At 69.8% G+C, this 12,815-nt stretch carries 13 protein-coding genes; 4 read left to right on the forward strand and 9 right to left on the reverse strand.

What is annotated here, in order from left to right; genetic code table 11:
- Nucleotides 1–114: 114 nt before the first annotated feature.
- Together htpX and grcC1 are read right to left on the reverse strand one after the other, a co-directional pair.
- Complete coding sequence (gene htpX, locus K3U93_RS20560; protein WP_071512122.1) at nt 115–975, reverse strand: zinc metalloprotease HtpX; 861 nt, start codon at nt 973–975, stop codon at nt 115–117.
- A 93-nt stretch (nt 976–1,068) separates the two neighbouring features.
- A complete protein-coding gene (gene grcC1 / locus K3U93_RS20565; protein ID WP_083011997.1) occupies nt 1,069–2,076 on the reverse strand; it encodes a nonaprenyl/(2E,6E)-farnesyl/geranylgeranyl diphosphat synthase in 1,008 nt (335 codons plus the stop codon).
- Between the two features lie 22 nt (nt 2,077–2,098).
- On the opposite strand from grcC1, the gene menJ reads away from it, so the two are divergent.
- Genes menJ through K3U93_RS20580 form a run of 3 tightly spaced genes read left to right on the forward strand, consistent with a single transcriptional unit; the run spans nt 2,099 to nt 4,438 of the window.
- The gene (menJ, locus tag K3U93_RS20570) at nt 2,099–3,328 is read left to right on the forward strand and encodes a menaquinone reductase MenJ (RefSeq protein ID WP_083011912.1); all 1,230 of its coding nucleotides are present in this window, start codon (nt 2,099–2,101) and stop codon (nt 3,326–3,328) included.
- Nucleotides 3,329–3,388: 60 nt separating this feature from the next.
- On the forward strand, nt 3,389–4,078 hold the full coding sequence (locus K3U93_RS20575; RefSeq protein ID WP_083011995.1) for a class I SAM-dependent methyltransferase: 690 nt from the start codon (nt 3,389–3,391) through the stop codon (nt 4,076–4,078).
- A 24-nt stretch (nt 4,079–4,102) separates the two neighbouring features.
- Nucleotides 4,103–4,438 carry a DUF732 domain-containing protein gene (locus K3U93_RS20580; RefSeq protein ID WP_083011910.1) on the forward strand — a complete coding sequence of 112 codons (336 nt, stop codon included), beginning with the start codon at nt 4,103–4,105 and terminating at the stop codon, nt 4,436–4,438.
- 2 nt (nt 4,439–4,440) lie between these two features.
- Here the strand turns inward: K3U93_RS20580 and K3U93_RS20585 are convergent, their stop codons facing one another.
- Nucleotides 4,441–5,124, reverse strand: coding sequence for a demethylmenaquinone methyltransferase (locus K3U93_RS20585; protein WP_083011908.1), 684 nt, complete (start codon nt 5,122–5,124; stop codon nt 4,441–4,443).
- A 62-nt stretch (nt 5,125–5,186) separates the two neighbouring features.
- Here K3U93_RS20585 and K3U93_RS20590 point away from each other — a divergent pair, with 62 nt between their 5' ends.
- Nucleotides 5,187–6,011: an SDR family oxidoreductase gene (locus tag K3U93_RS20590; protein ID WP_083011905.1), complete on the forward strand. Its 825-nt coding sequence runs from the start codon at nt 5,187–5,189 to the stop codon at nt 6,009–6,011.
- 10 nt (nt 6,012–6,021) lie between these two features.
- Here K3U93_RS20590 and K3U93_RS20595 read toward each other — a convergent pair whose 3' ends face one another.
- From K3U93_RS20595 to K3U93_RS20620, 6 genes are read right to left on the reverse strand one after another with little or no spacing between them, the layout of a single operon-like run.
- Nucleotides 6,022–7,182: a glycosyltransferase family 4 protein gene (locus tag K3U93_RS20595; protein ID WP_083011902.1), complete on the reverse strand. Its 1,161-nt coding sequence runs from the start codon at nt 7,180–7,182 to the stop codon at nt 6,022–6,024.
- A 38-nt stretch (nt 7,183–7,220) separates the two neighbouring features.
- On the reverse strand, nt 7,221–7,745 hold the full coding sequence (locus tag K3U93_RS20600) for a DUF3592 domain-containing protein (protein ID WP_083011900.1): 525 nt from the start codon (nt 7,743–7,745) through the stop codon (nt 7,221–7,223).
- Entirely contained in the window at nt 7,742–9,403 is a 1,662-nt protein-coding gene (menD, locus tag K3U93_RS20605; RefSeq protein ID WP_083011898.1) for a 2-succinyl-5-enolpyruvyl-6-hydroxy-3-cyclohexene-1-carboxylic-acid synthase, read from the reverse strand. Before menD ends, K3U93_RS20600 begins: the two co-directional genes overlap by 4 nt.
- 39 nt (nt 9,404–9,442) lie before the next feature.
- Nucleotides 9,443–10,231: an alpha/beta fold hydrolase gene (locus K3U93_RS20610; protein WP_071512114.1), complete on the reverse strand. Its 789-nt coding sequence runs from the start codon at nt 10,229–10,231 to the stop codon at nt 9,443–9,445.
- Nucleotides 10,228–11,145 carry an o-succinylbenzoate synthase gene (locus K3U93_RS20615; RefSeq protein ID WP_230981704.1) on the reverse strand — a complete coding sequence of 306 codons (918 nt, stop codon included), beginning with the start codon at nt 11,143–11,145 and terminating at the stop codon, nt 10,228–10,230. The genes K3U93_RS20610 and K3U93_RS20615 overlap by 4 nt, the downstream gene beginning before the upstream one ends.
- Nucleotides 11,146–11,195: 50 nt before the next feature.
- Nucleotides 11,196–12,800: an amidohydrolase gene (locus K3U93_RS20620; protein WP_083011895.1), complete on the reverse strand. Its 1,605-nt coding sequence runs from the start codon at nt 12,798–12,800 to the stop codon at nt 11,196–11,198.
- Nucleotides 12,801–12,815: the final 15 nt, after the last annotated feature.

Below are 12,815 nucleotides of genomic sequence, written 5' to 3' on the forward strand. Positions count from 1 at the left end.
AAAGCTATCAATTTCGTGAGTCGCTCGTCCCCAAGGAGAGCCCGGCTTTCCAGGGCATGCGGCTTACACCGGATTTGATAGCGCATGCGCTATCAAGAGGCTGCGCAGGGCCCGTTAACCCCGCGCCATCTGCTCCAGCCGGCGGATGCGGTCCTCGATCGGCGGGTGCGTCGAGAACAGCGACCCAATGCGCTCACCCGCGCGGAACGGGTTGGCGATCATCAGGTGCGCCTGGCTGGCCAGCTGCGGCTCCGGCGGCAGCGGGGCCGCCTGCACACCTCCGGAGATCTTGCGCAGGGCCGACGCCAAGGCCAGCGGGTCACCGGTCAGCACGGCACCCGACTCGTCCGCCTGGTACTCGCGCGACCGCGACACCGCCAGCCGCACCACCGTCGCGGCGACCGGCCCCAGCAACGAAACCAGCAGCAGCGCAAAAGGATTCTCGCCATCTCGGTTGCCGCCGAACATGCCGGCAAACATGGCCATGTTGGCCAGCGCGGTGATCACCGATGCCAAAGCCCCGGCGATACAGGAGATCAGGATGTCGCGGTTGTAGACATGCGACAGCTCGTGCCCCAACACGGCGCGCAGCTCACGCTCGCTGAGGATGTCCAGGATGCCGGTGGTGCAGCACACGGCGGCGTTGCGCGGGTTGCGGCCGGTGGCGAACGCGTTGGGCGCGTTGGTGTCGCTGATGTAGAGCCTCGGCATCGGCTGGTGCGCCGCGGTGGCCAGCTCGCGCACGATCCGATACATCGCCGGCGCCTGCACCTCGGAAACCGGCTGGGCGTGCATCGCCCGCAGCGCCAACTTGTCGCTGTTGAAGTAGACGTAGACATTCATGCCGACGGCGAACAGCATCGCGAAGATCAGCGCCGTCCTGCCGAACAGCGAGCCCACAAAAACGATCAACGCGGACATACCGACCAACAGGGCGAAGGTCTTCAGCCTGTTGGCATGCGGATGCCAGGTCATCAGTGTCCTCCTTGGAACACTCGTGTGTTGCTGACTACAGCTCATTGAACGCCCGGGATGGCCTTCTGGGTTCCGCGGGGTTCTTGAGGCTGGCTAGCCGTGCCGGCTGACGGTGTAGTCGACCAGCGCCTGCAGCGCGTACCGGCCCGGGACGTCGGGCAAAACGGCCAGCTCCTGGCGTGCCTGGGCCGCATATTGGCCCAGGAACTCCTTGGCCTTGGCCATGCCGGGCGACGCCCGCAACAGCGTCAGGGCCTCGGCCACCGCCTCGTCGTCGTCGACGGGACCGGACAGCAGCTCGCGCAGCCGCGCCGCCTCGGGCCCGGGTTCTCGTAGCGCGTAGACCATCGGCAGGGTGTGCACCCCCTCGCGCACATCGGTACCGGGCAGCTTGCCGGACTCCTGCGAGTCGCTGTCGATGTCGATGATGTCGTCGGAGATCTGAAAGGCGGTGCCCACAATGCCGCCGAGGCGGCTCAGCCGCTCGACCTGTTCGCCGTCGGCCCCCGAAAACATTCCGCCGAATCGGCCCGCCGCGGAGATCAGGCACGCGGTCTTCTCGTACACCACCTTCAGGTAGTGCTCGACCGGATCCGCCCCGTCGGTGACACCGCGGGTCTCGCGCATCTGCCCGGTCACCAGCTGGGCGAACGTCTCGGCGATGAGCCGCACCGCCTCCGGCCCCAGCCGCGACACCAGCCGCGACGCCGTCGCGAACAGGTAGTCGCCGGCCAGGATCGCGACGTTGTTGCCCCAGCGCACATTGGCGGTGGGCGTGCCGCGGCGGACCTCCGCCTCGTCCATCACGTCGTCGTGGTAGAGCGTGGCCAGATGCACCAGCTCGATGACCGCGCCGGCGATCGTCACCTCCCCGGCGTCCGGGTTCGGTCCGATCTGCGCGGACAACACGGTGAACAGCGGCCGGAACCGCTTGCCGCCGGCCTTGAACAGGTGCGTCAGCGAGTCGGTCATCACCTGGTCGGCGCTGCGCAGCTCGGTGTCCATGAGCTGCTCGATCCGCCCGACACCGTCGCGCACGGATGCGGCGAACGCGGGGTCACCGAAATCGAAGCCCGCCACCACCGTCGCCGGAGTCCTCACCCGACCAAACATACTGGTGTACATGGAGACGAGAGCGACCAGAGCCGACCTGGTGGTCGTGGGCGCCGGACCCGCCGGTTCGGCGGCGGCCGCCTGGGCCGCCCGCGCGGGCCACGACGTCCTCGTCGTCGACTCCGCCAGTTTCCCCCGCGACAAGCCCTGCGGCGACGGGCTGACCCCCCGCGCGGTCGCCGAGCTGGAACGGCTCGGGCTGGGCGACTGGCTCGACACCCGCATCCGGCACCGGGGCTTAAGGATGAGCGGGTTCGGCGGCGAGGTGGAAGTCGACTGGCCCGGCCCGTCGTTCCCGTCGACCGGCAGCGCGGTGGCCCGCCTCGAGTTGGACGACCGGATCCGCAAATGCGCCGAGAATTCCGGGGCGCGGATGCTGCTTGGTGTCAAAGCCGTTGCGGTGCACCATGACTCGGCGAGACGGGTGGTGTCGCTGACGCTCGCCGACGGCACCGAGGTGGGCTGTCGCCGGTTGATCGTGGCCGACGGGGCGCGGTCCTCGCTGGGCCGCAAGCTGGGCCGGCGCTGGCACCAGGAGACCGTGTACGGCGTCGCCGCCCGCGGCTATCTGGCCACCGAGCGCAGCGACGACCCCTGGCTGACGTCACACCTGGAACTGCGCTCCCCCGACGGCGCCGTGCTGCCCGGCTACGGCTGGATCTTCCCGCTCGGCAACGGCGAGGTGAACATCGGCGTCGGGGCGTTGTCGACGTCGAGGCGGCCAGCGGACCTGGCGCTGCGCCCGCTGATGTCCTACTACGCCGACCTGCGCCGCGACGAGTGGGGGTTTACCGGCCAGCCGCGTGCGGTGTCGTCGGCGCTGCTTCCCATGGGCGGCGCGGTGTCCGGGGTGGCCGGGCCGAACTGGATGCTGATCGGCGACGCCGCGGCGTGCGTCAACCCGCTCAACGGGGAGGGCATCGACTATGGCCTGGAGACGGGGCGGCTGGCCGCCGAACTGCTGGACTCACGCGACCTGTCGCGGGTGTGGCCGTCGGTGCTGCAGCATCACTACGCCCGCGGATTTTCGGTCGCGCGCCGGCTGGCGCTGTTGCTGACGTTCCAGCGGTTCCTGCCCACGACCGGGCCGATCGCGATGCGCTCGACGGGGCTGATGACGATCGCCGTGCGGGTGATGGCCAACCTGGTCACCGACGACGATGTCGACTGGGTGGCGCGTGCGTGGCGCGGCGGCGGCCGATTGTCGCGGCTGCTCGATCGCCGACCGCCGTTCGGCTGAACCGGTTTTCATATCAACACCCTTGGCATATATCAATATGGTTGATATATGCTTGAGGGCATGACTCAACCAACGGATTTCGCGTTCGAATCGGCCTACCGCGGGCGATCCACGCAATTCGGCGACGGCGTGCGGCCGCCCTGGAGCATCGGCGCCCCGCAACCCGAGCTGGCGGCCCTGATCGAGCGGGGCAAGTTCCACGGCGACGTCCTCGACGTGGGCTGTGGCGAGGCGGCGATCTCGCTGGCGCTGGCCGGGCGCGGCTACACCGTCGTCGGACTGGACCTCTCACCCACCGCCATCGACCTGGCCCGCCGCGAGGCCGGGAAACGGGGCCTGACCAACGTCACGTTCGAGGTGGCCGACATCACCGATTTCAGCGGCTACCCGCCGGGATCGGCCGGCCGGTTCGGCACGATCGTCGACAGCACCTTGTTCCACTCCATCCCGGCGGAGGCGCGCGAGGGCTACCAGCGGTCGATCAGGCGGGCCGCCGCGCCCGGCGCGTCCTACTTCGCCCTGGTTTTCGACAAGGCCGCGGTGCCCGAGGGCCCGATCAACGCGGTCACCGACGACGAGCTGCGCGACGCGGTGTCCAAGTATTGGGTCGTCGACGAGATCAGGCCGGCCCGCCTCCACGCCAACCTGCCCGAGGGTTCTTTCGAACTGCCGTTCCTCGACGTCCGCGACGAGCCCAACGGCCTCAAGTCGGTCGGCGGGTGGCTGCTGTCGGCGCACCTGGGGTCCTGACCGAACGGGTGTATAGTCTGGCTAATGAAGCGCACGAAGCTGGCTACTAGCGTCGCGGTGGCGGCGGCAGCAATCGCGCTGGCGGCGCCGGCGCAGGCCGATGACTACGACTACCCGTTCAAACAGACCGTCAACGGCTTCGGCGTTTACGGTCCGCAGGACCAGCTCGCGTGGCTGGGCAAGATCAGCTGTGAACGGATCGGCCGGGGCGTGGACGGCGACGCGTACAAGTCGGCCAATTTCGTCCAGCGCAACCTGCCCTTGGGCACCACCCAGGGCCAGGCGTTCCAGTTCCTGGGCGCCGCGATCGATCACTACTGCCCCGACCACGTCGGCTTCCTGCAACAGGCCGGCCGCTAGATCTACTTGTGGCCCGCGTGCAGGGCCACAATGCCGCCGGTCAGGTTGCGCCAGCGCACCGCCGACCACCCGGCCGCCGAAATCCGCTGCGCCAGCGTGGCCTGGTCGGGCCAGGCCCTGATCGACTCGGCGAGATACACGTAGGCCTCGGGGTTGCTGGACACCGCGCGTGCCACCCGCGGCAGCGCCCGCATCAGGTACTCCTTGTAGACGGTGGCGAACAGCGCGTTGGTGGGCGTGGAGAATTCGCACACCACCAGCCGGCCGCCGGGCCGGGTGACGCGGAACATCTCACGCAGCGCCGCCCGCTGGTCGGCCACGTTGCGCAGCCCGAAGCTGATGGTGACCGCGTCGAACACGTCGTCGCCGAACGGCAGCCGGGTGGCGTCGCCGGCGACCTTCGGCACCCTGCGCCCGGCGCCCGCCGCCAGCATCCCGACCGAAAAATCGGCCGCCACACACCATGCCCCGGATTTTTGCAGCTCCACGGTGGATATTGCGGTGCCCGCGGCCAGGTCGAGCACCTTCTGGCCCGGCCCGATCCCCAGCGCCGACCGGGTGGCCCGCCGCCAGAGCCGGTCCCGGCCCAGCGACAGCACGGTGTTGGTCACGTCGTACCGGCGGGCGACGCCGTCGAACATCGACGCGACGTCCCGAGGGTCCTTGTCCAAGGCCGCGCGGCTCACGACGTCGACGCTACTGCAGCCGGCCCGGGAATTAGGCGACGAGTTCGGCGTTGTAGGGCTGCGTGACTGAAAAAGTTTGGTTTATCACCGGTACATCGCGAGGCTTCGGACGAGCGTGGGCGACCGCCGCGCTGGAGCGGGGCGACAAGGTGGCCGCCACGGCCCGCAACACCGCATCACTGGACGATCTGGTCGAGAAATACGGCGACGCGCTGCTGCCGATCCGGCTGGACGTCACCGATCGCGAGCAGGACTTCGCCGCGGTCAGGCGGGCGCACGACCATTTCGGGCGCCTCGATATCGTGGTGAACAACGCCGGCTACGGACAGTTCGGGTTCGTCGAGGAACTCTCCGAGCGAGAGGCGCGCGATCAAATCGAGACCAATGTGTTTGGCGCGCTGTGGATCACCCAGGCCGCATTGCCGTACCTGCGCGAGCAGCGCGGCGGTCACATCATCCAGGTGTCCTCGATCGGCGGCATCACGGCGTTTCCCAACGTCGGCATCTACCACGCCTCGAAGTGGGCGCTGGAGGGCTTCTCCCAGTCGCTGGCCCAGGAGGTCGCCCCGTTCGGTGTGCACGTGACGTTGATCGAACCCGGCGGCTTCGACACCGACTGGGCCGGCTCGTCGGCAAAACACGCCACACGCCTGCCCGACTATGACGAGGTGCATGCCGCGACCGACGCGGAGCGCAGCCGGCGGTGGGCCAGCCCGGGTGATCCGTCGGCGTCGGCGGCCGCGCTGCTGAAGGTGGTCGACGCCCAGGAGCCGCCGCTGCGGGTGTTCTTCGGCGCTTCCCCGCTACAGACGGCCAAGGCCGACTACGAAAGCCGGTTACGCACCTGGGAGCAGTGGCAGCCGGTCTCGGAGCTGGCCCAGGGGTAACCGCGCGCCGTCACTCCCCCTGCGCGTAGCGCCGCAGCGACATGCGCGCTGCGGTTCTCGCGTAGGGGGATTGCACGGCGAGATAGTGGCCGAGCAGCTCGTCACAGATGACCGGCCAGCTGCGGCCGAGGACGCTGCGCCGGGCGGCCGGCGCGTAGCGAGGCCGTTCCTGGATCAGGTGCGCAACGGCGGCGGGCAGCCGCGCCTGGAACTCCTTGACGGGCAACAGGAGTCCGGTGCGGCACGGCGCGACCAGGTCACGTGGGCCGCCGGCGTCGGGGGCGATCACCGGCAGCCCCGACGCCAGCGCTTCCTGCACGACTTGGCAGAACGTCTCGTGCTCGCCGGGATGCACGAAGACGTCCATGCTGGCGTACGCCGCGGCGAGCTCGTCGCCGTACAGCGCGCCGGTGAAAACCGCTGTGGGCATTGATGATCGAAGCTTGTTTCGGTCGACACCGTCGCCGACGATGACGAGCTGCACGGAGTCGTCGGAGGCCAGCGTGGTCAGCCGCTCGACGTGTTTTTCCGGCGCCAGCCGGCCCACGAATCCGACGATCGGCTTGCCGTCCGGTGACCACCGCCGCCTGAGGGCTTCGTCGCGCAACGACGGCGCGAACCGCAGCACGTCGACCCCCCGTGCCCACCGGTGCACCCGCGGAAATCCATGGGCGACAAGCGACTCCATCGTCACACTGGACGGGGCCAGGGTGCGGTCGGCCAGGCTGTGCAGGTGGCGGAACCACGCCCACGCCGCCCGTGACGTCATCGGGATGCCGTAGCTCGCCGCAAATCCGGGAACGTCGGTCTGATACACCGCGACCGTCGGCGCCCCCAGCCAGCGAGCCGCTTTGAGCCCGCCGTAGCCGAGCAGCGCCGGCGACGCCAGATGCACAACGTGCGGATCGAATCCGCGCAGCACGCTTACCATTCGGGGCATGGGCAAGCCGAGCGGCAGCGTGGTCACCTTCGGGAACATCCGCGACGGCACCCGATGCACCCGGATGCCGTCGTGGATGCGATCCGCGCGGGGTTCGCCCGGCGGGTTGTCGGGGGCGATGACGAGGGCTTCGTGACCGGTTCGGCGCAGGTGCTCGAGGACCCGCAGCACCGAGTTGCTGACACCGTTGACATTGGGGAGGAAAGACTCGGCGACGATCGCAACGCGCACGCCTCCACCATGTCAGCGCCGGCTGTCGATAAGGTTGCCTACGGGCATACGTCGTGCGAAATCTGCTGGTCGGCGCGGCGGCCCAGCCACTTGTCCAGCAGCGCCAGACCGATCAGGGCGGCCGCCGCAATCAGCCAGCCCATCACCGCGATGGACCCCGCCGGGATGATCGCCAGCGCGGCGTTGCGGTGCTGCACCCGAACCAGGTTGGGATCGTTTTTGTTGTATTCGACGTATATCCGCATGCCCGTCGACAATTGGGACGGATACAGCACGCCGAGCTCGGGGCGGTAGGTGACGCGCTCGGGTGTGACGAATTCGATGGTCGAGCGCCGCGGCCCGGCGCTGAGCACCTCCGCCTGCGCCACCCCCATATGGTGTTGAATCGCAAGGTCGTCGCGCCAGGCGCCGGCCACCAGCAGCACCGACTGCAGTGTGACCAAACCGGTGACGATCAACACCGCGATCCGGGCCCACCGCAACACAATCCCGGTCCGGGTCTTCGACGGTTGATCACTGTGGCCATGAATCAGGATGTGCAGCAACGCCTTTGGTGATATCACAGCGCTGCCTTGATGGCGGCGTGCAGCTGACGCAGCGAGGACCGGTCCGCCTTGACCTCCAGCACCCGCATGCCCGGTCCCGGTTCGTCGAGCGCCGCGTCCAGCTCGTCGACCTCGATCTGCCGGCTCTCGACGTGGTAGGCGCGGCACAGCGCGCCTACGTCGACGTCGTGCGGGGTCCCGAAGATCCTCGACGACACGTCGGAGAATCGCGGGTCGCCCTGCTCGAGCAGTTCGAAGATGCCGCCGCCGTTGTCGTTGGACACCACGATGGTCAGCCGGCGCGGTGTGGGTTCGGTGGGGCCGATCAGCATCCCGGAGCTGTCGTGGACGAACGTCAGGTCGCCGATCAGCGCGACGGTTCGGGCGGGACTGTCGGGGCTGCCGGTGCGTTCGTGGGCCCCCTCATATGCCAAAGCGGCGCCGATCGCGGTGGACACGGTGCCGTCGATGCCGGCGACGCCGCGATTGGACCGGACCTTGATGCTCTCGGTCTTCAGTCCGACCAGCGCCGCGTCGCGGACCGGGTTGGACGCCCCGAGCACCAGCTGGTCTCCCGGCCGCAGCGCGTCGGCCACTGCCGCGGCGACGTGCAGACCCGTGGTGAGCGGGTGCGCCTTCAGTTGACCGCGCACCGCCTCGTCGGCGTGCCGGTTCATCTCCGCGCAGCGTCGCAGCCACGCCGGGTGCGGCGCCCCGGTGGTGACCGCGCGGGTGCCGGTGGCCTGTGAGTTGCCCGAGACGTCGGGCCAGCGCGGCCCGGTGGTCAGCGCGTACACCGGCACCTGCGGGTCGGCCAGCAACGCCGACACCGGCCGGTGCAGGGTCGGGCGGCCGAGCATGATCACCTGTTTCGGGCGCAGCAGCAGCAGCGCCAGCGGGTGCAGCGGGTTGGCCGCCGGGGGCGCGGTGGGCTCGGCGACGGTGGGCACGTGCGCCAGGTTGGGGTGCACACCCGCGCCGTGCCCGGCGATGACGACCGTGTCGGGCGACAGGTCGATGTCCAGCGGTTGGTCGAAGGTGACCGGCGGCGTGTAGGTCCACGGCCTTCCGTCGGGCCGGCCCGGCGGGATCACGGCACCGTGGGGTTCGGGATCGGGCACCAGGGGTTCGCGCAGCGGGATGTCGAAGTGCACAGGGCCAGCGTTGGCGGTGCGAGATCCCGTGGCGGCCACCAAGACCCGGCAGGTGGCCGATCGCCAGGTGGCGTTGAGCGAATCCAGCCGCTCGGGCGCGTCCTCGGCCAGGCCCAGGCTGATGGTGGCGCGGACCTGGGTGCCGAAGTAGCCCAGCTGCTCCATGGTCTGGTTGGCGCCGGTGCCCAGCAGTTCGTAGGGCCGGTTGGCCGACAGCACGATCAGCGGCACCCGCGCGTAGTTGGCCTCCACCACCGCCGGGCCGAGGTTGGCCACGGCGGTGCCGGACGTCATCGCGACACACACCGGCGCGCCGGCGGCGATCGCCAACCCGATGGCCAGGTAGCCGGCGGTGCGCTCGTCGATGCGGACGTGCAACCGGATCCGGCCGGACCGGTCGGCGTTTTGCAGGGCGAACGCCAGCGGGGCGTTCCGCGACCCGGGGCACAGCACCACGTCGCGGACGCCGCCGCGGATCAGCTCGTCAACGACGACGCGGGCCTGTGTCGTCGAGGGATTCACTCCTACAGGGTGTCATAACCGGAGATCGCGGCCGGGCGGTCAGGCCCGAACGCCGGCGAAGAACTGCAGCGCCGCGGCGTTGACGGCCTGCGGGCGCTCGAAGAACCCGAGATGACCGGCATCGGGTATCTGCAGGTAACGGCCGTTGGGCAGGGCGTCGGCGACCTCCCGCCCCAGGTGGGGCGGCGTGACGATGTCGTCGCCGAAACCGATCACCAGCACCGGCGCGGCGATGCTGCGGTAGGCCGGTAACCGGTTGGTCTGCGGCGACACATCCAGTTGGCAGCGCAGCCCCGGGGTCTGCTTGATCGGCCAGGTGGAAAACATCGCGATCCAGTCGCCGACGGCCGCGTCATCGTTGATGGTTTTTCGCGAAAAGCTTTCCAGCAAGCGAGATCTCGCGTCGTAGGAGGGAGGCAGCCGGACCCCGGAGTCGTAGAGCTCGGCCTCGGCATCGTGAAAGAACTGGCGGGCGCGGTCCAGGCGGCCGCGGGTGGCCATCAGCACCGCCGCGGTGACCAGCTCCGGGCGCGACACCATGAGTTCCTGCGCGATGAACGAGCCCATGGATACCCCGACGATCCGCGCGGGGGCGGCGCCCAGCGACTCGATCAGCGCGGCGGTGTCGGCGACCATGGTTTGCGTCGTGAACCCTTCGGCGTTTTCGGTCGCGGCGATGCCGCGGTTGTCGAAGGTGATGACCCGATATCCGGCCGCCAGGAACGCCGGAACCTGGTGCGGATGCCAGGTGCGGCCCGCGCCGCCGCGGCCGGCGATGAAAACGACGGGCTCGCCGGACCCGCGATCGTCGTAAGCCAGGTTGATCACCCGGACGACGGTACAAGCAGCGGATGGCAGGCCTTGACCCGGTCGATCCACCACTGCCGCCGCTCCGGGGGCGCGGCCAGCGCCTGCAGCCGCTCCGGGTCGGGCGTCACCGGCCCGACCGCCAGGCTGCCGTCGACGGGCGCGGCAACGTCGGCGACGTCCTCTAGGAACAGCCCGCCGGTGCCCAGCCCGCAGGCGTGACGAAGCTGCGGCAGGGCCGCGGCGGCGGTCAGCCCGGCGGCGATCCCCACGGCCGAGTCGAGGGCGCTGGAGACGACTATCGGGATGTCGATTTGGGCGGCGATGTCGAGCAGGGCCGAAATACCGCCCAGCGGAGCCACTTTCAGCACCGCGATGTCCGCGGCGTGGGCGCGGACCACGGCGAGCGGGTCGTCGGCCTTGCGGATGCTTTCGTCGGCCGCGATGGGCACGTCGACCCGGCGGCGCAGCTCGGCGAGTTCGGCTATGGCCGCGCAGGGTTGTTCGAGGTATTCCAGCGGGCCGTCGGCGGTCAACGCGGCCGCGGCCCGCGCCGCCTCCTCGACGCTCCAGCCGCCGTTGGCGTCCACCCGCACGGTCGGGACGAGTTCGCGCACGGCGTTGACCCGATCCACGTCGTCGGCCAGCGTCTGCCCGGGTTCGGCGACCTTCACCTTGGCCGTGCGGGCCCCGGGGAACCGGGCCAAAATTTCGGGGACCCGGGCGGCCGGTGTGGCGGGCACGGTGGCGTTGATCGGGACGCGGTCGCGCAGCGTCGGCGGCGGCTCGCGGTAGGCGGACTCGATGCCCGAGGCGAGCCAGTGCGCGGCCTCCCGCGGGCCGTATTCGACGAACGCCCCGAACTCGCCCCAGCCCACGGGGCCCTCGATGAGCGCGACCTCGCGGGTGGTGATGCCGCGGAACCGCACCCGCATCGGCAGGGCCACCACATGCAGGCGGTCGAGCAGGTCCTCGAGCGTCGGGGTCACGCGCGGTAGACCTGGCGGCCCGCCAGATACGTCGCGCGCACCTCGAGGTCGGCGATTTGCTCCGGCGGCACCGTGCGGGGATCGGCCGACAGCACCACCAGGTCGGCGTACTTGCCGACCTCCAGCGACCCGATCACGTCGTCGGCGAACAGCTGCCAGGCGGCGTCGATGGTCTGCGCGCGGATCGCCTGTTCGACCGTCAACCGCTCCTCGGGCGCCAGCACCCGCCCGCTGGGCGCGGTGCGGGTCGCGGCCACGCTGATGTTGCGCAGCGGCTCCTCGGGCGTGACGGGCGGATCGTTGTGCAGCGAGATCCGCATTCCGGTGGCCACCGCGGAACCCGCTGGCATCCAACGGGATCCGCGCTCCGGGCCGAACAGGCCGTCGACGAGGACATCGCCCCAGTAGTGGATCTGGTCGACGAAGATGCTGCACGTGACGCCGAGGTCGGCGGCCCGTTGGAGTTGGTCGGGGCGGATGGCGCCGACGTGTTCGAGCCGCAGCCGATGGTCGTCGCGCGGATTGCGTTGCAGCGCTTGTTCGTAGACGTCAAGGATGGTGTCGACGCCGGCGTCGCCGTGCACGTGGCAAGCCATCGGCCAGCCCAGCGGAAAGTAGGCGCCGACGATTTCGCTCAGCTGCTCGCGGGTGTAGTTGGCGTGCCCGCAGGAACCGGGCGGCACCCCGATGGTGCGGGTGGCGGCGGTGTCCAGGTACGGGAAGGACAGGTCGATGTTGCCCACCCAGGGTGAGCCGTCCACCCAGATCTTGATGCCGACCTGGCGCAGCATGTCGTCGCCCTCGCCGGGGGTGGCGTCGGTGTGCATCCGCGGGTTGGAGATCTCGTAGGTGCGCAGCCGGACCGTCAGCTCGCCCCGCAGCCGCTCGACCAAAGGCCGAAACCCGGGGTCGAAGGCCATCTCCGAGCAGGTGGTCAGGCCCGCACGGTTGAGCCGGGCGCACTCGGCGCGCAGCATCGCCGGGTAATCTCCGGGTGCGATGGCGCCGCCCAGCAGCGGGAAGACCGCGCCGGTTTCCACGGCGGTGCCGTCGAGTTCGCCGTGTGCGTCGCGGCCGTACTTGGCGCCCTTGGGATCTGGAGTGTCGCGGGTCAGGCCATTGAACCGGGCGGCGTGGGAGTTGAAGTAGGCCTTGTGCCCGGAGTTGTGGATGATCACCAGCGGCCCGTCGGGCGCGATCTCGTCGAGCCAGGCCAGCGTCGGTTCCGGAAGCCCGTTCTGCAGCAACGGATCCCAGCCGTTCAGGTAGGCCCCGGCGGCTCCCCGGGTTTTGGCCTCGCGGGCGACGGCCTCGACCACGCGATCCGCGTCGCTTATGGTCACCGGCCGGATGTCGACGATCCGGTCCGACAGCGCGATGGCCTCCATCAACGGATGCCCATGCGCCTCAACGAAACCCGGCATGACGCAGCCGTCGGCGACGTCGATGGTCTCGGTGTTCGGGCCGATGTGGCCGGCGACGTCCGAACGGGCGCCGACGGCGACGATCCGGCCGTCGGCCACGGCGAGCGCCTCGGCCGTGGGTCGCGCGTCGTCGACGGTCAGGATGGTTCCGGTGATGACGGCATCTGCCTGCGCCATGGGTAGGGATCCTAG

The organism is Mycobacterium malmoense (genome assembly GCF_019645855.1).
GTDB lineage: Bacteria > Actinomycetota > Actinomycetes > Mycobacteriales > Mycobacteriaceae > Mycobacterium > Mycobacterium malmoense.

Coding starts and splice junctions, on each gene's coding strand:
- htpX (WP_071512122.1), bottom strand. CDS start 975: ATGACCTGGCATCCGCATGCCAACAGGCTGAAGACCTTCGCCCTGTTG.
- K3U93_RS20620 (WP_083011895.1), bottom strand. CDS start 12,800: ATGGCGCAGGCAGATGCCGTCATCACCGGAACCATCCTGACCGTCGAC.
- menJ (WP_083011912.1), top strand. CDS start 2,099: ATGGAGACGAGAGCGACCAGAGCCGACCTGGTGGTCGTGGGCGCCGGA.
- K3U93_RS20575 (WP_083011995.1), top strand. CDS start 3,389: ATGACTCAACCAACGGATTTCGCGTTCGAATCGGCCTACCGCGGGCGA.
- K3U93_RS20615 (WP_230981704.1), bottom strand. CDS start 11,145: ATGCGGGTGCGGTTCCGCGGCATCACCACCCGCGAGGTCGCGCTCATC.
- K3U93_RS20580 (WP_083011910.1), top strand. CDS start 4,103: ATGAAGCGCACGAAGCTGGCTACTAGCGTCGCGGTGGCGGCGGCAGCA.